General features: G+C 42.3%; 18 protein-coding genes. 2 read left to right on the top strand and 16 right to left on the bottom strand.

The features are described 5' to 3' along the window. The first annotated feature begins 38 nt into the window (after positions 1-38). Positions 39-1,067 (top strand): ribonucleotide-diphosphate reductase subunit beta, encoded by a 1,029-nt coding sequence (locus EO125_RS03680; RefSeq protein WP_127068821.1) that lies wholly within the window; start codon positions 39-41, stop codon positions 1,065-1,067. Between the two features lie 89 nt (positions 1,068-1,156). Here EO125_RS03680 and brnQ read toward each other — a convergent pair whose 3' ends face one another. From brnQ to EO125_RS03600, 16 genes are all read right to left on the bottom strand, one after another. Continuing rightward, complete coding sequence (gene brnQ, locus EO125_RS03675; protein ID WP_127147709.1) at positions 1,157-2,488, bottom strand: branched-chain amino acid transport system II carrier protein; 1,332 nt, start codon at positions 2,486-2,488, stop codon at positions 1,157-1,159. Positions 2,489-2,703: 215 nt separating this feature from the next. Then, positions 2,704-4,707, bottom strand: a complete 2,004-nt coding sequence (locus EO125_RS03670) for a molybdopterin-dependent oxidoreductase (RefSeq protein ID WP_127147708.1) — start codon at positions 4,705-4,707, stop codon at positions 2,704-2,706. A 10-nt stretch (positions 4,708-4,717) separates the two neighbouring features. Continuing rightward, positions 4,718-5,188 carry a hypothetical protein gene (locus tag EO125_RS03665; RefSeq protein ID WP_127147707.1) on the bottom strand — a complete coding sequence of 157 codons (471 nt, stop codon included), beginning with the start codon at positions 5,186-5,188 and terminating at the stop codon, positions 4,718-4,720. A 232-nt stretch (positions 5,189-5,420) separates the two neighbouring features. Continuing rightward, a complete protein-coding gene (locus EO125_RS03660) occupies positions 5,421-5,843 on the bottom strand; it encodes a hypothetical protein (RefSeq protein WP_127147706.1) in 423 nt (140 codons plus the stop codon). A 33-nt stretch (positions 5,844-5,876) separates the two neighbouring features. Beyond that, the gene (locus EO125_RS03655; protein WP_127147705.1) at positions 5,877-6,662 is read right to left on the bottom strand and encodes a sulfite exporter TauE/SafE family protein; all 786 of its coding nucleotides are present in this window, start codon (positions 6,660-6,662) and stop codon (positions 5,877-5,879) included. 3 nt (positions 6,663-6,665) lie between these two features. Beyond that, the gene (locus EO125_RS03650) at positions 6,666-7,604 is read right to left on the bottom strand and encodes a hypothetical protein (RefSeq protein ID WP_127147704.1); all 939 of its coding nucleotides are present in this window, start codon (positions 7,602-7,604) and stop codon (positions 6,666-6,668) included. Between the two features lie 9 nt (positions 7,605-7,613). Further along, the gene (locus tag EO125_RS03645) at positions 7,614-8,795 is read right to left on the bottom strand and encodes a DNA polymerase IV (protein ID WP_127147703.1); all 1,182 of its coding nucleotides are present in this window, start codon (positions 8,793-8,795) and stop codon (positions 7,614-7,616) included. Between the two features lies 1 nt (position 8,796). Next, on the bottom strand, positions 8,797-9,147 hold the full coding sequence (locus EO125_RS03640; protein ID WP_127147702.1) for a helix-turn-helix transcriptional regulator: 351 nt from the start codon (positions 9,145-9,147) through the stop codon (positions 8,797-8,799). Positions 9,148-9,447: 300 nt separating this feature from the next. Then, complete coding sequence (locus tag EO125_RS03635) at positions 9,448-10,011, bottom strand: redoxin domain-containing protein (protein ID WP_127147701.1); 564 nt, start codon at positions 10,009-10,011, stop codon at positions 9,448-9,450. A 146-nt stretch (positions 10,012-10,157) separates the two neighbouring features. Continuing rightward, complete coding sequence (locus EO125_RS03630; protein ID WP_127147700.1) at positions 10,158-11,399, bottom strand: serine dehydratase subunit alpha family protein; 1,242 nt, start codon at positions 11,397-11,399, stop codon at positions 10,158-10,160. A gap of 235 nt (positions 11,400-11,634) precedes the next feature. Next, the gene (gene menC, locus EO125_RS03625; protein ID WP_127147699.1) at positions 11,635-12,762 is read right to left on the bottom strand and encodes an o-succinylbenzoate synthase; all 1,128 of its coding nucleotides are present in this window, start codon (positions 12,760-12,762) and stop codon (positions 11,635-11,637) included. A gap of 119 nt (positions 12,763-12,881) precedes the next feature. Next, a complete protein-coding gene (menH, locus tag EO125_RS03620) occupies positions 12,882-13,718 on the bottom strand; it encodes a 2-succinyl-6-hydroxy-2,4-cyclohexadiene-1-carboxylate synthase (protein ID WP_240630429.1) in 837 nt (278 codons plus the stop codon). A gap of 1 nt (position 13,719) precedes the next feature. Next, the gene (gene menD / locus EO125_RS03615; RefSeq protein ID WP_127147698.1) at positions 13,720-15,540 is read right to left on the bottom strand and encodes a 2-succinyl-5-enolpyruvyl-6-hydroxy-3-cyclohexene-1-carboxylic-acid synthase; all 1,821 of its coding nucleotides are present in this window, start codon (positions 15,538-15,540) and stop codon (positions 13,720-13,722) included. Between the two features lie 130 nt (positions 15,541-15,670). Beyond that, positions 15,671-16,813, bottom strand: coding sequence for an isochorismate synthase (locus EO125_RS03610; RefSeq protein ID WP_127147697.1), 1,143 nt, complete (start codon positions 16,811-16,813; stop codon positions 15,671-15,673). Positions 16,814-16,905: 92 nt separating this feature from the next. Next, positions 16,906-17,541, bottom strand: coding sequence for a hypothetical protein (locus EO125_RS03605; RefSeq protein WP_127147696.1), 636 nt, complete (start codon positions 17,539-17,541; stop codon positions 16,906-16,908). 365 nt (positions 17,542-17,906) lie between these two features. After that, a complete protein-coding gene (locus EO125_RS03600) occupies positions 17,907-19,223 on the bottom strand; it encodes a YadA C-terminal domain-containing protein (RefSeq protein WP_127147695.1) in 1,317 nt (438 codons plus the stop codon). Between the two features lie 456 nt (positions 19,224-19,679). Here EO125_RS03600 and EO125_RS03595 point away from each other — a divergent pair, with 456 nt between their 5' ends. Next, positions 19,680-21,662: a class I SAM-dependent methyltransferase gene (locus EO125_RS03595; RefSeq protein WP_127147694.1), complete on the top strand. Its 1,983-nt coding sequence runs from the start codon at positions 19,680-19,682 to the stop codon at positions 21,660-21,662. Positions 21,663-21,983: the final 321 nt, after the last annotated feature.

The following is a 21,983-nucleotide window of genomic DNA, read 5'->3' as shown; positions in this document are numbered from 1 at the left end:
CTATGTTGACTTTCACCTAAACACATAGGAGATCTTTCATGGAAAAGAAACTGATTTTTAATGAACATGGCGACCGTGGCACGCAAAGTATGGTGGGCGGTAATACGACGAATTTACGGGAATGGAATCGTATTAAGTACGATTGGGCGAATACATTGTATCGCACGATGCTGAACAATTTCTGGATTCCTGAAGAGATTTCTTTGAACGAAGATATTAAGCAATTCCCTTATTTAACGGATAGCGAGCGCCGTGCCTTCGACAAAATCATTTCTTTTTTAAACTTCTTGGACTCCATTCAAAGCGAGAACTTGCCAAACTTGAGCCGTTATATTACAGCATCCGAAGTGGCTTCTTTATTGAACATCCAAGCCTTCCAAGAAGAAATTCACGCCCAATCCTATTCTTACATTTTGGATACGGTAACAAATCCAATTACTCGTGACCGCATTTATGATGAGTGGCGTACAGATGAACATTTACTAGCTCGTAACCGCTTCATCGCTGACATTTACCAACGTTTTAGCGATGAGCCATCGGAACACAATTTGATTCGCACGATCATGGCAAACTATATTTTAGAAGGCATCTATTTCTACTCCGGATTTAGCTTCTTCTACACATTGGCTCGCCAAGGTAAAATGACCGCAACTTCCACGATCTTTAAATACATCAATCGTGACGAAGTAACTCACCTAGTGTTGTTCCAAAACATCATCCGTGAACTTCGCATCGAACGTCCTGAACTCTTCACTGCTGAACTAGAGGCTGAATTGACACAAATGCTCCGTGAAGGTACAGAAAATGAAATCGCTTGGGGTCAATACATCACTGATGACAAAATCCTTGGCATCAACAACACATTGATCGAACGCTATATCAAATACTTAGCAAACCAACGTGCTGATTCCATCGGCTTGCAACCGTTATATCCAGACATCAAAGAAAATCCTATGGCTTGGATTGAAAGTTTCTCCAACTTGAACAGTACGAAAACTGACTTCTTCGAGGCAAAAGTGACAAACTATACAAAAGCAGCGGCTTTCGACTTCGATGATTTGGAATAAGAATGCCTATAAGGTTATATACATAAAAGCTACACGTAGATACATTCTACTGTGTAGCTTTTTGTGTTTCCTTATTATATAAAATACTCTTAGTTAGCTTTCACCAACGCCCGATGGATCATTCCAATCACGAATCCTACGCCGCCGAATACAATCCAATCCATTCCGATGCCGTGCATTGGCACTTGTGTAGCGAAGAATTGTCCTACGCTACCTAAGTCTACGCTGGCTGTTTCTAAGCCAGATACAAGGGCTGTGATAAACGTTGCCCCTACTGTCCAAGCATATACGCATTGGCGACCGTTGAACAAGGGATGTAAGAATGCCAACACAATCAATGCGATGGATAATGGATAGAGGAACATCAACACAGGAATGGCTGCGGTAATGATGGTTTTCAATCCAAACATGCCTACGCCGAAAGAAATCAACACGAATAGCACTGCATAGGCTTTATAGGATAAGCCACCAAACTGTGAGCTAAAATACTGCGCACAAGAGGTAACAAGTCCGATACTCGTCGTCAAGCACGCTAATAATACGATGACTGCCAAGATCATAGCCCCTAAATCGCCGAATAACAAACGAGCAGATTCCGCTAATACTGGTGCGCCTGTTTCCAAAATGCCTAACTGTTCTACGCTGGTAGCGCCCAGGCTAGCAATGAAGATGTACACCACACCTAAACAACCTACGGCGATTAAACCCGCTTTCATCGTAGCTCGTGTTATTTCATCACGTGTTTGTGCCCCTGAAAGTGTGACAAATTCGATAACCAAAATGCCAAACACGAAGGATGCCAAGGCATCTAATGTGTTATATCCATCTAGGAAACCTTGCAGGAATGCAGTACCACTAGTTGCGTACGCCTCTGTCGGTGTGCCGTAGCCACCTAATGGGGTAATCAAGGATTTAATAATTAACACCACGATTGTCACTAGCAAGGCTGGTGTTAAGATTTTACCAATGCGATTCACCAATTTTTGGGGATTAATGGAGAGCCACAATGTGACTACGAAGAACCCTACAAGGAACAAGGATAATGATGTATCTGAGGCAGCGCCGCCTAAGAATGGTTTCACTGCAATTTCATAAGATACTGTGCCCGTACGAGGGATAGCAAAGGCCGGGCCAATGGATAAGTATAACGCCAATGTAAATAAAACCCCAAATACTGGATGCACGCGGCTTGCCAAACTTTGTACGTTGCGGCTGCCGGAGTATCCCATGGCCATAACCCCTAATAATGGTAAACCTACACCAGTTACGATAAACCCTAAGATGGCCCACCACACATTGGTACCTGCATGTTGACCTAAAGTAGCAGGGAAGATTAAGTTACCTGCCCCAAAGAATAAAGCGAAGAGCATAAGTCCTATAGCGATATAGGCTCGCCCCGATAGTTGAGTATGATCTGACATACTTCCTCCTTTCAAATACATCCTATAATAACAAATATACACTGTATAAAAACACTTTTTATGCTTATTTTGTTATTATATCTAATTATAGATAAAATAAAAAGCCATTTTCTTTGTAGAAAATGGCTTTTTCTATGCTAATTATGCATATATGCTCGACCTATCATTGATAGATACACTATATCTATTAACTATAACCCAAGCATCACTCTTTTTTAGTCACAGGATTCCACATTTACTTTCACATCATAAAAGGTGCTGCCCCAACCATAATCGGTAGGTCGTGAGGCAGTTAATACATTGATTGTATGCTCTGAATCATGGGATTGAGATTGCCACCACACACCACTACTCACAATGGTCCCCTGTGGTACTGTATCGTCAATGACTAAGGCAATCCGTAAAGAACCACGCTCATTAGACAAACGCACAAATTCACTGTGTAATACCCCTTTGCGGTTCGCATCCTCTGGATGCATACGAGCGACCATCTTTGGTGTATCCTCTTGGTTCTCACAAAAGGACGAGTCTAGTATGCGTGGATCAGCCCCATTGATGAGGAAGAACTCCCCTGTATCTCCATAAGCTTCATGATATACAGGATAGGGCTCACGCTCTAGTGGATTATATAATTCAATCTTACCAGATGGTGTACCGTACTCTAGTTTATATGTATCTGATAAATCCATCTCTACCAATTCCCCCGATAAGATTCTGTCTTGCACTTCCGTTGCAATTGGAGCATGTCGCACAATATCTTCAATCATCTCTAGTTCCGACATAGCAAACACAGGGTTGTCGATGCCCATCACTCCAGCAATACTACAAATGGTATTCCAGTTAGATCGGCTTTCACCTACCGGAGGTATGGCTTGGTATCCACAACCGATAGTGTAATGTCCATAGGAATTATAGATATCATTATGCTCTACGGACGTCGTTGCAGGGAGCACAATATCTGCATATTTCGCCGTATCCGTCATAAATCGTTCGTGTACCACCGTGAACAGGTCTTCTCGTGCCAATCCTTTGCACACCACCATTTGGTCCGGCGAGGTCACTGCAGGGTTGCTGGAATATACATAGAGGGCTTTAATCGGTGGATTGTCGGCCTCTGTTAACATGGGCCCTAAATGAATCATTGGGTTCAGCCGTGTTTCTTTTACCTGAAAGCGCTCCCAGCTAACACGTTGTCCCCCTACAAATGTACTGCCTGAGGCGCTGGATAAGAGTCCGCCCCCTTTGTGCAAATACGCCCCCACTAAGGCAGGCAATGCCACCACACATCGCACCGTATTCGCTCCGTTTCCATATCGTGAAAGTCCACTACCTAAGCGAATAAAAGGTGCTACTGCTTGTCCATAGGCACGAGCAAACTCAATAATACGCTCCTCTGGTACGCCTGTGATCTGCGCCACTTTCGATAGTGGATACTGCGAAATAATAGAATCACGGAATCCCTCATAGCCTTGTACATACTGATGAATAAACTCTGTATTCACCAAGCCTTCTTCTGCTAACACATGAGCCACACCCAACGCAAAGGCGCCATCTGTACCTGGTCGTATGATAATGACTTCATCTGCTAATTTCGTTGTCTCTGTATAGTACGTATCAATTACCCAAAGCTTGGCACCTCGTTGGCGAGCTATGGTCACATCATGTAGAACATGTACGTCCGTAGCCACTGCATTGAGGCTCCACAACACTACGCAATCACTGTGTTGTATATCTTGTGGACGATTCCCCAAAGTATTCCCCATAAGGCTAACCCAGCCATAGCGTTTGGCAGGGGAACAAATGCCCTTGTCTTGGCGGGTAGCGCCTAATATGGCAAAGAGTGGATCCCCTGCACTTTTTTGTAAGATTCCCATGGTCCCTGCATAGGAATAGGGCATAATACTTTCAGAGCCGTACGTATCAATACAATATTGAAACTTCTTAGCAATTTCTTGTAGTGCCTCATCCCATGTGATGGGTGTAAACTGTCCACTTCCTTTAGGGCCTGTACGGCGCAAAGGAGTTGTTAAACGTCCACTGTGGTGGACAGTTCGTTCGTAATATTGCATTTTTTGACACAAAGTTCCTCTCGTGAAACTGTGCGTTTTCATGCCTCGCACCTGTTGCAAACGGTCTCCCTCAACGGTCAAGGTCAATCCACAGGCATCTGGGCAATCGTAGGGACATACTGATGTCCTTGTATGTATGGGCTTCATCATCATTCATTCCTTAATCATCATCAAAGTTATCAAACAAGTCGAAATCAACGTCAAAGTCGAAATCAAAACTATCTCCAGAATCGTAATCATAAGAACTATCAGCCTCGTGCTCGTCATATTCTAACTCATCTTCCATAATATCATTGTAGTTGTTATGGAAAAATCGATCCTGTTCTGTTTCATTCGCACTAGAAAAACCATACCCTTCATCAGAGTTCTCTGGCAATACATCCAATTGGCTATAATCTCGAATCGTCATTGATTCATAGGGATCCACAGGTACACGATTTTCTTCTGACTCTTCCATCTCCACCATATCCATAGCTCGGTTCAAATCCTTTGGCGACCCCTCTTGTTGTACCATGTCCAAAAACTCATCCGAACTCACTTCACTCACCAGCGTATTCATGTCTTCTACCACGGATGGATCCTTCTGTGATTCTATGGTTTGTAATTGTCCTCGTCGTAAAAATCGATTCATCCTCTATCGCCCCTTTCTCAATCCCTCATCTAGTATTTGTATTGTACCACCTGGCAATGAAATTTTACAATATACGGTTACTATCACCTTTCAAAGGTATGCCTTATATATTAAAAGAACCCCCAGCAGGGGGTCTCTTGTCTAGTTCTCTAGTTGTATCGTGTTAGTCATATTCAGGATGTTATCCAAAAAGTTCCCGCTACCTTAGGGTAACGAGAACTTATAGTATATATTATTCACGTTTCTTAATGAGCCCCTGTGTAGCGCTATACAAACAGAACCACACAAAGAAACTAGCCCCGGTGATAATCAGATACATAGTATCCGTTAATTCCCCCGAACGATACATGGCCAATGTGTAAAAGAAAGCTGTCATGGTCATCAGAATATAGGACAATACATAGCGCATGCCACGTTCTACCTCTGCATCGGTAAACATGTCTTTCTTAAAACGTATCCAGTAAATCCCACAAAGGGCAACGCCACCCAACATATTGGCGGCTAGTAAACTCGTGTCAGCACGACCATTAAAGAACCAGCACAAAGCCAAATGATTAATACACAACATCCATTTCATCATAGTGGTCAAACGGGCTGTCGTAATCGTTGGCTGTGGTTGTGATTCATGTTGTTTCCGTTTCTTTCTCTTTCCCATAGTATCCTCTCCATTGAATCTATTCTCTATGTTTTAGAACAATACGTGGGATGTGTAAATCAAACGCAAGGCTAAGATACCAACCCCAATAGATAAGCCAATCAAAATTGTTTTTGCACGCAAGCGTTTTGCAATATAGGCTCCTAATTGACCACCTAGTAAGGCACCAATACCGCAAGGGATAGCCACTTCAAAATGAATATGTCCACTCAAAAAGTGAGTCAGCGTACCAACAGATGTGGAGGTAGCTAAAATAAAATGGCTTGTAGCTGTTGCCATATGGGTAGGGAACCCCATCATATAAATTAATGCTGGTACATGGATTAATCCACCACCAATGCCAAACAAACTAGACAAGAAACCTACTACTACACTAACGAGGACACCTACCACTTTATTATAGGTCAACTCTTCTAATTGCAAGGACTCTTCTTTGCGCTCCCCTTTTCGCATGTTTTTGTAGCCAATAAAGCCAGACATGATGAGCAAGAAGGAGCCAAACCAGAATCGGAATCCATTACCATCAAAATATTCCGCCACATAAGCGCCAACGATAGATCCAGGGAAGGTAGCAATACTAAACAAAATGGCTGCACTATAGAGAATTTTTTTCTGCTTCACATAGGCAATAGTACCCGAAATGGCATTACAGGTTACCGTAAACAAGGATGTACCTACCACCATGGCTGGCGTCCACTCTGGAAAGAAATATAAAAATACAGGCACAAAGATAATACCACCACCAGCACCAATGATCGTTCCCAAGGTAGCTACGGCAATACCTAACAAGATAAATCCTAATATACTTACTACATCCATACCTTAGTCCTCCTTAGTTAGCTTCGCAAATCGATCTAACTTATGCTTCTTAAAGAGCGCTTTCATGCCCCGCTTTTCCGCTTTTTTCTCCGCCTTTTTGGCTACTTTTTGCAAGACTTTTTCTGTCCACGCATCGCCATGCTCTTCTGCATAGCGTTCCCATTTGGATAACTTTTTCGCCCATTTGTCTACAGAAGGAATCTCTTTGTTAGATTTTTTCTTATCTTTGCTTTTTTCCTTTTTTTTCTTTTTTTCTTGTTTCACAATGCAACATTTTTCTCGTTCTTCTGGGATGGGAGAATGTTCTGTGCAATGTTTACAACGTTTTTTATGTTCTTTTTTAGGTTTTCCCATCTCAAAGGTATCATACAAATTAGACTCTGTATGAGTTTGTTTTGTTAAGTCTATAGAAGTATCCTCTTCTTCAGTAGAATCCTCACTATCATCGGAAAAGTCCCAATCCTCATAGTCATACTCTTTGATACGCTTCGTTTCACTAGTATTACTGAATAAATCCATAAAAGAACTCGATGCTGGTTTCGGTTCTGCTGTCTTTGCAGCTACTTCCCCTTGCCAACGATCAGCCATCACAAAGTCTACTCCTAATGCAACCCCTACATCATAGCCTTCCACACCTTCATCCGCCACAGTTTCTACGGTTGGTGTCTCTTCTAAGGAAGAGATCATATCATACAGATAGTGCTCTGTTACCATATGTTGGAGCCCACGTAGTTCTTCCCATTGTTTTCCCAATAGAGCCAACATATGCGCAAAGTTTTCTAAGTCTTCTACCACTTCCATAGCCATTTCAGGGGACTCCATATGGTGCGCCTCTAAATTCGCCACATATTGCTGTTGTATTTCTTTGCAATGACTATACGCTGTCTGCAAGCCTTGTAACAATGTTTCAATCTGTTCCTGGTCCAATATATATTGTTGCATACTATCCTCCTAGGACGATGTGGTATCATCCTTCCATTTTCGTTTCCACATAGCTCCCGTGGTAACAATATCTTCTCCAAACCGTTCTTCCAAAGTATCTAGCACTTGTGCTAACCGATCTGGCTCTGTTTCTTCACGCTGAAAGAGCGACTCTTGCTCCACCTCTTGGTGAAAGCCACTAACCGTAATCCCCAATAAGCGGAACGGCCCCTGTACATTAAGTTTATTATATAATACACAGGCCGTCTCATACAATACAGTTTCTCTATCTGTCTGATAGGATAATCGTTTTTGCCGTGTCTTCGTAGTAAAATCTGGCAACCGTACTTTGATGGCTATGGTATGACCTTTCAGACCTTTTTGTCGCAACCGCTTAGCCACATGATGCGCAAAATAGCGCCATTCGTTGTCGATTTCCTCTGGGTCCATTAAGTCCCTTTCATAGGTCAATTCATTGCCTACGGATTGCAACTCACGATTCCACTCAATAGGACGATCATCAATGCCTTTGGATAATAAATAGATCCGCTCACTTTGATGACCGCAATAAGGTTCTAACTCATGATACGAATCTAACTGCGCAATATCTTGAATCCGATGAAAGCCACCTCTTTGTAACACTTGCTCCATATGAGCCCCTACGCCCCACAATCTACGTACAGGTAAGTGTTTAATATGATCTACCTCTTGTCCATGGGGGATAATATATAACCCATCTGGCTTTTGTAAATCTGATGCTAGTTTGGCTAGAAACTTATTCGGTCCAATGCCCACAGATGCGACCAACCCCGTTAGATCCTTAATTTGTTCTTTCACGGCACGCCCCACTGCCATAGGGGAATGATAGAGTTTTCCTAGCCCTGAAATATCTAAAAAAGCCTCATCCAAAGAAATGGGTTCTAAATAGGGACTAAACCGATGCAACACGTCATGAATTTGTTCAGAAACTTCATGATACCGCTCCATTCTTGGCAATAGATAGATACCATCTGGACATAATTGTCTAGCCTTCCCAATGGGCATAGCAGAACGCACGCCAAATGTCCGAGCTTCATAACTGCACGTAGACACTACACCACGTGAAGAAAGGCCACCCACGATAACTGGGTGACCTTGTAGTTCTGGACGATCATGTTGTTCTACAGATGCAAAGAAAGCATCCATGTCTACATGCATAATCCAACGTTTCATATTATTCTGCCACCGCTTGAGGAGCATCTTCAATACGGCAGTATTTGATTTGTGCACAAATACACTCATCTTTTGTTTTATATAATTCAGGTAAGAATTTAACAAATTCATCAAACGCTTCTTCATTAATAGAATAGCGAGTCCACAATCCACTGCGCACAGAATTCACAATACCTGCATCAATTAAAATTTTCATATGATAACTAAGGGTAGATTGAGATAACTCAAAGCTAGCCAAAATATCACAAGCACATAGTTCATTACAGGACAACATATCTACAATTCGTAATCTTGTTTCATCACTTAAAGCTTTAAAAATTGCCGCCAATCGTTCGTATGTAACTTCTAACATTCTCATTCTCCTATATGTGTTCTAGCTGTAACCTTACACTCTTATTATATACAAAATTTCAAAGTAAATCTAATACTTTAAAATACTAAAAGTATACTTTTTAGGTATACTACTATATGTTTTTAGAAAGATAAAGACGACAAAGCATAGCCTTGTCGTCTTTATGGGAAGTAAAGGATCTAAGATGTGTTCTTAGGAAAGTTTACAATTATCGTCAACATACTAATTTAATGAGGTGGTTTAAGATTCGAGAGAGGGAGAGGAGACTTAAACCATGAATAAATTAGATGTTTATTTACTTTAGATTTTGCCAACTAAGCCAAGATCAGCTGGATTCAATGTCTTTTCACCAGGAGTCCATTTAGCTGGGCACACTTCACCATGTTTCGCAACAAATTGACAAGCTTGTACTTTACGTACTAACTCAGCCGCGGATCGACCAACGCCCATGTCGCAAATTTCTGCGGCACGAATGATGCCATCTGGATCGACTACGAAAGAACCACGATACGCTTGACCAGCTTCTTCACAGAATGTACCGAAGAAATCAGCTAATTCATGCTTAATATCGGATATCATAGTGTATTCGATTTTATTGATAGTAGGAGATGCATCGGACCATGCTTTGTGAACAAATGCAGAGTCAACAGATACGGAGAATACTTCTACGCCCAAGTCTTTCAATTGTGCATATTGATCTTGTAAGTCTGCCAATTCTGTTGGACATACAAATGTGAAGTCTGCTGGATAGAATACAAACACGCTCCATTTACCTTCGATATCTTTATTGCTAACTTTAATGATTTCTGGTTTACGGAATGCATCTAATTCAAAAGCTGGTAGTTGTTTACCGATGATTGCCATTCTAATATCTCCTTTAACATTACAAATTACGCATAGCACATACTAGGTATGTGACTATAGAATTAATCTATGTATCTATCATACACTATACTTTTAGAAAAATCAATATATAATTGTTCTCATTCTCTATACCAATAATGCATAGATTACTTTTCTAGCATAGTTTCTAAAATGACAACATCGGTTTGTTTCATCCCTTCACGAGCAATGGTTGCCACCGTTTGTACGGTCTTGTCAATATCTTCTTTTACAATACCTTGGCCCGCTTTAAAACTATTATCTGTCCTTGCCTGTGTATAGGCTAACAAGGAATTACCAAGGGACATACCAATTTTCATCGCACAGGACGCTTTTGCTCCATCACAAACCACACCAGATGTGCCTGCCAATGCATTTGATAATGTTTCCCAAACCACTTCCTTGGATTCATTGAGCAAGAATGCTACACCAGCGGCCGTAGCAGAGGCAGCACTCACTACGCCGCAGTACGCACTCAAACGACCAATATATTGTTTGATGTATAAGGCTAACACATTGGCTAAGGCTAAAGAGCGCAACGTATGGTCACGATCGATACCGTATTCTTTAGCATACATCATGATGGGTACGGAAAGGGTAATCCCTTGATTGCCACTACCGCAGTTAATCATAACAGGCATGGAACAACCGTCCATCCGTGCATCAGAACCAGCTGCTGCATAGGCACGAGCTTTATCTGCAATGGATGAAGAATTGGAAATAATCAATTTACCAATGTTAGATCCATAATTATTTTTCATACCTTCTTCGGCAATGGCCATATTCAAATCTAATTGTGGTCCTAAAATATCTTCCAACTCTTTCGCATCTACAGTACTAGCAAATTCATAGCAAGAGTCAAAGCACAATTCCATGGAATGTTTTGCCACGTCTTCCGCAGATAGAGCAATGAGCACTTCCCCATCTTTTTCTGCATAAGAAATCGTAGTATGTGTATTTTGAACAATAACCTTAGATGTATGTTCACCAGCGACGGCACTAACTTCGATAAATAAGTTTTCTACTCCTTCTGCTAGTTCAATATCACAGTAATCCGCTTCAAATAGACGGTCTGCTTCGACCACTTGTTCATGGGTAAGGTCTTCTAACACTTCCAGCTCTTTTGCTGCCGTACCCACTAAGGTTCCTAAAATGAGGCTATAGTAAATGCCTGTGCGACCTTCTGAATTAGGAATGGTGACGCTTTTCGCATTTTTAATAATATTACCACTTAAACGACCGTGAATATGATCTGGTCGAACGCCTAATAATTCTGCCGCTTTCGCCGCTGCAAAGGCCAACGCAATTGGTTCCGTACAACCAAATGCGGGTTTCACCTCTCGCTTTAACAATTCTATATATTCGTTCATCATAACCTCCTATCGTCTTGCTTCCCCTTCTAAAAGGGTCCCCATATATAGTACCACGAGTTGTCATACTTGTATAATAACTACTAGTCCTAGATTAGCCTACCAACACACATATACATCAAATGTTCTCGCTCGAACCATTACAATGTTCCGTGCACGCAATTTCGCACTGTCACACCTCACTATGCACCCAGTCCTATGCCATTATATCTACCGTGCCCCCATTGTATATGTCTTATCTCATACTGTATGTCCATGTTTCCTTGGCTATACTATAGTGTTCTAGCAACGTTTCTTGTACCGTCGCCCCTAGACCTATTCCATTCGGCACTGTCATATACCCATCTGTGAAAGTTAACCCGGGGTCTGTTAAATCTTGGTGAAAGTATCGCAAGGAGTCCGACAAATCCCCTGCCATATAGGCATCACCCAAGGCAGCTAGTTGCACATGTAACAACTTGGAAATACTGGATTCCACCATGGATCCAATCCAATACCCAATCCCATGAGTACGGCAATACTCAATGGCTTGCTTTGCCATCCGTAAGCCCCCTAAACGACCTACTTTCACATTCAATACATCGAGTAATCCATGCGTGTGAGCATAGACCAAGTCTTCGAAGGAGAGTACGGATTCGTCCAAGCAAATCTTTGTTTCTATGTTCCACTTCGTGCCTAGACTCTGTTTCCATTGGGAGTACTCCTGTAAGTTCACCATCTGAAAGGGCTCTTCTAGGCAGGCCAAATGAAACGCATCATAAGCCCGTACACTCTCTAAGTCATCATAGGTATAACTTTGGTTGCCATCCACTGCCAACGTAAGGTCTGGAAAGGCACTCCGCACTAATGCCACACGCTCATGACCATCCTTAGGGGATACTTTCAGTTTCATACGCTCGCAACCTAGGTCCACATAGGCTTTTACAGCGGGTACCACTTGGTCTAAAGGAATGTCCCCAATGACGACCCCCATAGGGATTCGTGTTCCCAAGGGCTGACCCATCACATATTCTACAGTATTCACGCCTAGGCTCGCGCATTTCACGTGAAACAGAGCGTTTTCCACGGCTGCCACCGTCATAGGGCATCCGTCTTGCGCCCAAGATGCCACCACATTCGGATCTACCTGCGCCCCTAACAAGGTGGGCAAATATCGTTCTTTCAACGCACGCCAACAGGACCCGACGGTTTCCGCCGTATAAAAAGGGTCTACAAAGGCCACGCATTCCCCGTAGCCTACATGACCCTTGTCATCTTCTAGACGAATCACGATGGTGTCTCGCACCTTCACCTCGCCCTTCGCAGTTTTGAAAGTAAACTTCATCGGCAGTTGCACATGGTACAAGGTAATATTTGTAATCATAGGCGCCTCTCATTTCTATCCTGATAACTAGCACTATATACCTAGTTCACTTCATAACACAGTCCATCTATGTCCCTAATACACAGGAGGATACAAGTCTGTCACGGTAGTATCCTCTATCAGTCATGGGTACACAAAAATTCTTCCAACATGTGCTGATATGCCGTTGGTGCTTCCACATGTACATTATGCCCCACCTGTGGCACGATGCGATGGACATCACCAAAATACCTAGCCCCAATAGTTGTATATTTCGTATCTAATTCTCCGCTAATATAACAAACAGGCATGGTTAATTCCCACAAACGATGACCTACGTAAGGCATAGTCCCCTGTCCGCTTCCTTCCAATGTGAAAGCCAACGCATGAGGACTATTGAGTACGCGCCGTCCTTGAATCTGCTGTTGTACCTTCAGAGGTAAACTTTGTTGGGTCTTGAAGATATCTAGTTTCGCCCAAGTCTCACTAAACCAAGTAATATCACGTGCCCGAATCCGTTCAGCCAAAGCACGATCCGCTACATACCTCGCTTGTCGTTCCCCTTCCTCTTCTATGCCTACCGACCCACTTTCCAAGACTAGGTGCGTCACTTCTTCTGCATACTCCAATGCATATAATAAAGCCATCCTCGCCCCCATGGAGTAGCCTAGAAGGCCGTATCTTTCACCAGCTACGGCGTAGATAACCGTATGCAAATCGCTAAGCATCTGAGGCAATGTGTAAGGTTTTACTTCCATAGGTCGAGCCGACCTACCATGGCCCATACTATCAATGCGTATCAGTCGATAATCTGGTACCTCAAGACCATCCCAGGTAGACCCAGATTCGGAAAATCCATGGAAACAAACCAGCGGTTTTCCTGTACCTATTACGCTCACCCCATAGTGGTACTCCCCTATGTTAATCTGCATGCGTTGCATATCTAAGGTTCGTATATCTTGAATCATTGACTTCATATTATTGCACCCGATACACCTTGTGCAGTTCACGGCTAATTTCTTTAGAGGTAGGCACTTCGATAATATGAACCCCCTCTGTACCGATGTACTGTTTCATAGCTGAGTCTAGCTCTGCATTGGTGGTGACTTTTACATAGTCTAAGCCGTACATGATTGCTAAACCGCTGTAATCAATACCTTGCGGTGTGTTGAAGAGGTAATCGAAGTCATCCGTTCCTTTTTGTGGCAAGTATTGAAAAATACCGCCGCCATCATTGTTATGTAAAATGATGGTCAAATTCATACCATGTGTCTTGCCAATGGCTAGACCGTTCAAATCGTGAAAGAAACTTAAATCCCCTGTAACCATGACGGTAGGTTTGCCATTCGTGCTAAGCCCTAAGGCCGTAGACACAGTCCCATCAATACCATTGGTGCCACGATTGCCATACACCATAGCTTGGGAACGCCCAGAAGCCCAAAAATAATCCATATCACGAATAGACATGCTGTTCGCCACAAGAATTTGGCCTTCATCAGGCATCATTTGTTGTAACATGTGGATCGTACGGCCCTCAAATAGAGTTGGTTCATGTTGTACCTTGTCCAACTGTTGACGGCTGTTGGATTCGATTTGTTGCCACACTCTCACATACTCTGTATTAGCTATAGTATGGTAAGCAGATACACCTTTACCGTCCTCTTCTCTATGTTTTTTATCTATATCTATATTTTCTTGTTGCAATCCTAATTCATAGCCGACAGTGCTTAATCCATCGTCTTCCGCATCACGCTTATCTAGCGATTCCTGCACTGTATCTCCGATTCTACTACCTAGACCCAATACAGCAAACAAGCCACGATAGAGCTCCGATAAGAATACCTCTACACTCGCCATCACATGTATGGTAGTCGTCAAACTAGGATTCACCACATCTGCATTAGGGCTAACAGTCATATAATCGATATCCGTCAAAGTCGCCATCCATTGTTGAATCCGCTTTGACACAGGAATTTGCCCCAATTGGATGACCACATCTGGTCGCAATATTTCCCATCGTTCATGATGAGCCAAGAATGCATCATAGGTACTGATAACGCTCTCGTATTGGCGCAAATTGGACAAAGGATCCCCTATGACAACGGCGCCAATCCGGTCTGCGAAGTCCACCACTGCTTTCGGATTCATCACAGTAGGACCACCCAAGATGAGCACACGTTTTGCATTTAGCAATGTTCCCAAGGATGCAATCTCCTGATGTTTCACCAGTCGGAACGGTTTCGCACTTCGACCTTGTTTAAAATACTCTTCCTCACGATGGGGCACCAAGGGCTCAAACAATGGCACATTGATGTGTACCGGTCCCAGTTTGTGATCATTCGCTTTCAAATAGGCACGGCGTGCTACTTGACGAGGGTATGTGTAATAGTGACTTTCACTAGGCACAGACAGTTCCTCATAATAGTTCACGGCGGTGCCAAAATATTTCTGTTGGTCAATGGTCTGCGGTGCCCCCACCTGTTGCAAGGTGTACGGACGGTCCGCAGACAAAATAATCATAGGTACGCCGCTGTGCTTTGCTTCCACCACAGCAGGACCATAATGGGTCAACGCAGACCCCGATGTGCACACCAATACGGCAGGCTCGCCCTGCGCTTTGGCAATGCCCAACGCCATAAACCCAGCAGACCGCTCATCAATATTCATATACGTGTGAAAGCCCCCATGACTTTGAAAAAGCATGGCTAATGTAGTGGACCGTGAACCAGGGCTGAACACTGCATGGCGCACCCCTAATTGGTGCAACTCATCCACCAAACTTGCTATATATTCATTCATATCGTATCTCCCATACCAATCTGTGGTATTACCTTATCGTTACTAGTGACTATCTACTAGTATTATACCATTGTTTAGGAGTTCTGAAACGCAAAAAAGGAATGCTGATCACTCAACATTCCTTTTCATCCTATAACGCATCCAATATAGTACCCATTTTATTAATCGTTTCTTCGTACTCTTCATCGCTATTGGATTCGCTCACAATGCCACATCCTGCATAGGCATAGAGGATATTTCCCATGATAAGGGCAGACCGAATAGCAACCACTAGAATGCCATCCCCCATATCTTTCATAAATCCGAACGGCGCCGCATACATGCCACGCTCATGGGCTTCATACTTCGCCAGTAAATCCATGGCCAGTTCTCGCGGCTCTCCCCCTAATGCTGGTGTTGGGTGCAATAATTGGCCCCATTCGATGAGAGATTTCGTGCTATCCTTGGCGGTGATGATGGTCCGCAAATGGTATAACCGTGAAAGCTCCATAATCCCCGTCTCTCCTACGGTCACATCCTCCGTCACTTGTCGCATCGTATGCACAATACGATCTCGCACAATATTGTGTTCCACCCGATTTTTATGGTCATTTAGGAATCGCTCTTTCGTCCACGCTTTAGGGCCAAACTTCGGTGCCGTTCCTGCCAAGGCATAGCTTAGAATTTCATCCCCCCGATGGCGCACGAGAATTTCAGGGGATGCCCCCACAAAGGTGCGCCCCTCTTTCTCATACCCAAAAATAAAGCAATTCGGGTTGTTCTCCACCAAACGGTCCAATATGCTCACCACATCAAACGTTGTAGGACTGGTAAACTCTACCTCACGCGAGGAAACCACCTTCGTCATGCGCCCTGCGTGAATATTCGTCAAAATGGCATCCATCAAGGTATCCCAATCTTGTTTATCGTCACTGGTTTCCGTGAACGTATGGTCCACGCGCTCAATCCTATGGCGCTGTATATCTACACCCTCCCCCGCATGCAGGTAAAAGGACTCCCCATTTTCTACGATATAGTAATGGGTGAAAGCCACCATTTCATGGCCCATATTGCGCCATTTTTCGTCTTTCACAGTTGGAAAGAAGGTTCCCCCATAAAATACATACGCATATTGTTCCCGATCAACATCGTCTTTCACCACCGCCAATCGTTTGGCACCTACCACCACACGATCACTTTGACGGTCCACCCAAAAGACCCGTTCCTCGCCCTCGAAATTTAGCCAAAACTCCAAAGGATTATCTAATTGTAAAGGCTCCTTAGTATATTTCATATGACACCTCATCATCAATTGCTACATCATACTTTATTACAATTATACCACATCTACAACAGCTAATCGGGTCTCAAAATTAGCTGCGACCATTACACACTTTTTTTCACAGCACCTCGTGTAAACAAAGGCCCTTTTACTGGTTCTATCAACGATGTATCAGATTGCTGTTTAAATAAATAGTCTTCTCGGATACGTTGGATACGATTTACTTTGATGAAAGGCTTTTTAAAAAATTCCTCTGATGCATCATTGATCATATTCAACTTCTCATTCACCTCAGAATCAGTACCTTCATTGGTATCAAAGGATAATGTATAGGTCTGCTCTGTACGGTGATCATAGTACTCTGCCTTCCGTGCGTGCTTATCAAAGGTAATGGTAAAATCATTATTTTCTTTTACCCACCAAAAGTACCATAGGAGATGGCGCATTTGCAAATGATGACCATTCACCACCTGTACATCCCCTTTGTCCTCAAAGGTCTGTTGTGGTACATAGCTCACATAATCAGGAACAGTCCCTCCTCTATGAACATACCCTACAATCCAGCCTGGAGGCGATGTTATCGTTTCAACGCCTCGCATACTAAACAGCATACCTACCGTAAAAACAACTCCAAAAATAGCACAAATCCACTTTTCCTTCTTCGTGAAAGTGAACAGTTCCCGCAAACTCATGTCCCCTAATTCGTTCCATGCATCTTTCCATTTGTCTTTCCAATTCATGTTCATACCTCTTTCTGTCTTTACAACATACTATAAAACTATTGATGCTTTCAGTATATCGAAGAGGAATGACAAAATATGTCATTAGGAAGGAAAATATTTTTATAACTGTCATAGTTGGGTTATAGGACAAAATGAGTTGGTAGACTAATCCCAGCCTTTTGTCAAAGATATATCATAATTATGTAAATCACTCCATACAATTTCATCGCTAGTAATATAAACTCTTTGCTCTATAGATGTATGCTAGAGCAAAAATACATGCTAGGATACACCGTGGAGTATACCTAACATGTATTTCTGCTTATAGATCTAGTTTGTATACAAAAAGGAAAGGAACCCATTGTATGGATACTATATTCGACTTATTTAGCTTGTAATTTTACATAAATATCGTGCAATGCTGCTTTCACTTGTTCATTTTCAGCTGTTAATCGAGCTACTACACTTTGCAATGCAGCTACTTTCGATGATTCTGATGTTGTGGTTTCGCCACTACCAAAGCCGATTGTCACACCCGCATTAGCCATAGTCCCATGCGTCCCACCAAAGCTAATACCACCATGGTACATCAGATGTTGGTTCGCATAATGTGCTACCCCTAAGGCCATCGCAGTTTGCCCACGATAGGTGCCAACACCTGCCATGACTTGTGTTCGTTGCCCACCATGAAATGGCAATACTTTCAATGCCGCTAATGCTGCTGCACTGGCACCGACTTGTTTCACATCTTTTTCTACATTGGCAATACGCACTTCATGGGCTTGTTCAACCGCTTTCAGCTGAGCAATATCTTTATTATGTTGCTCAATCTTAACGGTTTTGTCACTTAAATCCTTTAATTTTCCATTAAATTCCGTCTTTGTGGCTGTAATCTTCGCATCCGTCTCCTTACCAGCTGCTCCAATAGCTTCCGTTTTGGCTGCTGCAATATCATTAGCAATGTCAGCCTTTGCTTTGGCAATCTTCGTATCTGCCTGTGTACCTGCCTCAGCGATGGCTTCTGTTTTTGATTTGTTTATCTCTTTAGTAATATCAGCCTTAGCTTCCGTAATTTTTTGATCAGCTTGCTTTCCTGCCGCTGTAATAGCATCTGTTTTAGCCGTAGCAGCTGCTTGCGTTGCTTCTTGTTTTGCCGCATCGATTTTAGCTGTTAACTCATTTTTGGCAGTAGCTATTTTTTCATCAGCTTTATTACCAGCTTCTGCAACTGCGGCTTCTCTAACTCCATCGATTTTATTTTCTAACATTCCTAGCTTATTGGTATTTGCTTCTACTTTTGGTTTTAGGTCATCAATATCTGCTTTATTTTGTATCGATTTATCTTTATTATCAGCGATCCATTTGTCTTGAAGTTGTTCTTTTTGCTCTGCAGCCTTGCTATTTGCTGTCAATGTATCTACTTTGCTAGATAATGCTTGTGTTTCTGTATCTAATTGTTTTACTTTATCCGTTAATTTATACGTTGGTGCAGTTCCTTTCGTTCCCACAATATCTTCTAATTTCGATAACCGTTCTGCCGTACTAGGATCCGTCTGAATCTGCGCACTCACTACTCCACTTGCGAGCAAAGTAACTGCTCCCATAACAGCCACTTTCTTCCCGCTCTTTTTCGCAAACTCTGACGTTACTCCACAACACTGTTTTGTCGTGGTAGACACAATTTGATATAACCGTTCCATAATAGCCTTTCTCCTTTTTTAATTACTACTACTTACATGCCTTTCATAACACTGTAGGAATTTCTTAATCCCATATCTCCCACAGTGCATCCGAGCCCATAATATCAGCTATAGATACAGGTGTCAAAAGGATTTTTCTTCATGAAATCTTCATAAATGCTCTTACTATATATAACAGTTATGACATACATAAACCATTTTTATCGGTTATCATTATTGTATATTCATGTGTGCACTGAGTATACATTTTATTCCCCATACTATGCCAATTATAGTATGTATCGGCTATCTCCCCCTGCAATCAATCCCTACTTTTAGTTATAACCAATTCAAAATAGCACTATGGTGTATCATTTTATCCATATCTGATATACTTATAGGTATATTACCGTACAAGATACACCACTCACAGCAACCTATGAGTGAAATGTTACATGACAGAACAAAGGAGTTTATATGAAATACAACACACGAATGACTAAAGAGCAAGCCAAAGAAATCTATGCTGACCTAGGGTATCTGTCTCAGCCTTTTCCCTATGCGTCTGCTCCCTTCCTTGAAAGTTACGCTCGTCTATTAGGTCTTTCACCGGCCCCTGCTAGCACAGCGCGCATTTTGGAAATCGGATCTTCCTACGGCGGTAATTTAATTTCCCAAGCCCTGTTCTATCCGAAGGCTACTTTCACAGGCATCGAAATTGCCCCCACCCAAGTGAGCGTAGGCAAGACCTACATCGACCAATTGGGCATCACTAACCTTGACTTGTTAGAAGGCGATGTGAATGAAAGTCACCAGCACCTCGGCACCTATGATTACATCATTGCCCATGGCTTCTATTCTTGGGTGGACGAGGATACAAAAGATAATTTTCTCCGCCTCTGCAAAGAACATCTAGGGGCGAACGGTATCTTGTACATGTCCTATAACACTTACCCAGGTTGGCATAAGATGGACAGCGTTCGCGCTCTCTTAGAGTTTGCCAACAAAGATGTGGACACATTAAACCATCGCGAAAAAGTACGTCACGGTAAAACAGTGGCGAGTAAACTAGGGGCGCTCATGCTCGAATACGACTCGGTAAAAAACCAACAAGCATCCTTTTTACAGTCCTTGCGTCAAACATTACAAAAACAAGATTGCTACGTCGGTCATGACCATTTAGAGCCAGTGAACACGCCGGTGTACTTTCACCAATGCATGGACCATATGGCAGAGCATGGGTTTACCTACCTCTGCGACTGCGATTTGAATTTATCTTTCCCCGATGTGTATGACGAAACATTGCGCGCTAAATTACAAGAACTGGCCCCACACGACCCATTGGCACGAGAACAGTACATCGATTTCATGCTGAACACAGCATTCCGCAAATCCTTATTCACCCACAAAGGGGCTACACCAAAACGCATTACCGAAGCATCTGTCACAGATGCAGGATTCCAACACAGCTTGGAGCAATTCCTATTCACCTTACGCATTCCATCGGAGCATTTAGAACCAATCTTTGAAGACTTAGCGAAACGGATGCCAATCTCGGAAGACATAGTAAACCAAACACCAATATCTGATAACTTAGTAAACAAACTGCCGATTTCTGGTGACTTAGTAAACCGAGCGCCAATCTCGGAAGACATAGTAAACCAAGCACCAATATCTGATGATTTAGTAAGCCGAGAGCCAATATCTGATGATGCAACTACTAACACAACTAACAATAGTGAAAGTTCTCATTCCCTGTTTGCTACTCCAGAATCAGACCAAACAGATATAACTAACATTCATGATTGCCGACGTGAATTAACAACAGTTCCTTCCTCTATTTCTCACTGCCAAGGTAGTTCAGACACAACTAAACAATCTAATTTTATAAATTCAATTTCTACAAATCCATTCACCATGAAAAGACTTGTACATATTTTTCAACAAGAAGGCCCTCATTTCTACTTAAAAGGAAACACATTAGTAACCTATACAGGGGAACATGCAATCCCAGACATGTGTTTGCCATGGTTCTATCAATTCTTGGTAGAACACATCATTCAAAGTGGTATCAGCCTGTCCGTATTGGAAGCAGATCATCCTTTTAAACATCATATTTTTGAAGAAAAGAAAAGCTACATCCCTGATCGATACATCCCATTCGTAGAGATTATGCCACAAGAAGGTGTGAACGCCTACATCTACCCTGGCAATCGCTACAATGACCCTATCTCCGATTTTAACGAAGAAGATTTAGAGTTCATGAAACTCCTCAGCAAACCAACCACAAAACATGATGTAATGTGCAAAATCTACGAGGCTATGACAGAAGAATCCATTAGCCCTCTAGCCTTACAACAATCCAACAAATATACCATGATTTTGGCTTTCTACGAAGAAATGATACTCCGTATGGAATACTTTGGCTTCTTGGAAGTGGACGAAACACAATTTAGCTAAATATTAAAAAATTCATCAGTTCTATGATACTAGTAACAACATAAATTAAGCGCTAAATAATTCTCTATATACGGATTAAAATGATTCTATATTTACGGATTAAAATGATTCTTGTATAAGTACATCAATATTTGACAATCAGCAACATAGACAATATATTATGAGCAAAACAGCGACTCCATCCCACGGGACAGAGTCGCTATTTTCATATATTCAATTCATTTTATTTCGGATCTATACTCTATTTTATGGAACTAAAAAAGAATCTATACTAACATTAACGTATGAAAGAGAATAAGTTATGGGTTGCGTCATTTTGAA

Origin of the sequence: Veillonella sp. VA139 (genome assembly GCF_003992005.1) — a bacterium.
Lineage (GTDB): Bacteria > Bacillota > Negativicutes > Veillonellales > Veillonellaceae > F0422.
This window is presented reverse-complemented; position numbering and strand designations above follow the sequence as displayed.

Excerpts from the sequence above, each read along its gene's own strand:
- EO125_RS03680 (WP_127068821.1), top strand. The coding sequence starts at position 39 with ATGGAAAAGAAACTGATTTTTAATGAACATGGCGACCGTGGCACGCAA.
- brnQ (WP_127147709.1), bottom strand. The coding sequence starts at position 2,488 with ATGTCAGATCATACTCAACTATCGGGGCGAGCCTATATCGCTATAGGA.
- EO125_RS03670 (WP_127147708.1), bottom strand. The coding sequence starts at position 4,707 with ATGATGAAGCCCATACATACAAGGACATCAGTATGTCCCTACGATTGC.
- EO125_RS03665 (WP_127147707.1), bottom strand. The coding sequence starts at position 5,188 with ATGAATCGATTTTTACGACGAGGACAATTACAAACCATAGAATCACAG.
- EO125_RS03660 (WP_127147706.1), bottom strand. The coding sequence starts at position 5,843 with ATGGGAAAGAGAAAGAAACGGAAACAACATGAATCACAACCACAGCCA.
- EO125_RS03655 (WP_127147705.1), bottom strand. The coding sequence starts at position 6,662 with ATGGATGTAGTAAGTATATTAGGATTTATCTTGTTAGGTATTGCCGTA.
- EO125_RS03650 (WP_127147704.1), bottom strand. The coding sequence starts at position 7,604 with ATGCAACAATATATATTGGACCAGGAACAGATTGAAACATTGTTACAA.
- EO125_RS03645 (WP_127147703.1), bottom strand. The coding sequence starts at position 8,795 with ATGAAACGTTGGATTATGCATGTAGACATGGATGCTTTCTTTGCATCT.
- EO125_RS03640 (WP_127147702.1), bottom strand. The coding sequence starts at position 9,147 with ATGTTAGAAGTTACATACGAACGATTGGCGGCAATTTTTAAAGCTTTA.
- EO125_RS03635 (WP_127147701.1), bottom strand. The coding sequence starts at position 10,011 with ATGGCAATCATCGGTAAACAACTACCAGCTTTTGAATTAGATGCATTC.
- EO125_RS03630 (WP_127147700.1), bottom strand. The coding sequence starts at position 11,399 with ATGAACGAATATATAGAATTGTTAAAGCGAGAGGTGAAACCCGCATTT.
- menC (WP_127147699.1), bottom strand. The coding sequence starts at position 12,762 with ATGATTACAAATATTACCTTGTACCATGTGCAACTGCCGATGAAGTTT.
- menH (WP_240630429.1), bottom strand. The coding sequence starts at position 13,718 with ATGAAGTCAATGATTCAAGATATACGAACCTTAGATATGCAACGCATG.
- menD (WP_127147698.1), bottom strand. The coding sequence starts at position 15,540 with ATGAATGAATATATAGCAAGTTTGGTGGATGAGTTGCACCAATTAGGG.
- EO125_RS03610 (WP_127147697.1), bottom strand. The coding sequence starts at position 16,813 with ATGAAATATACTAAGGAGCCTTTACAATTAGATAATCCTTTGGAGTTT.
- EO125_RS03605 (WP_127147696.1), bottom strand. The coding sequence starts at position 17,541 with ATGAATTGGAAAGACAAATGGAAAGATGCATGGAACGAATTAGGGGAC.
- EO125_RS03600 (WP_127147695.1), bottom strand. The coding sequence starts at position 19,223 with ATGGAACGGTTATATCAAATTGTGTCTACCACGACAAAACAGTGTTGT.
- EO125_RS03595 (WP_127147694.1), top strand. The coding sequence starts at position 19,680 with ATGAAATACAACACACGAATGACTAAAGAGCAAGCCAAAGAAATCTAT.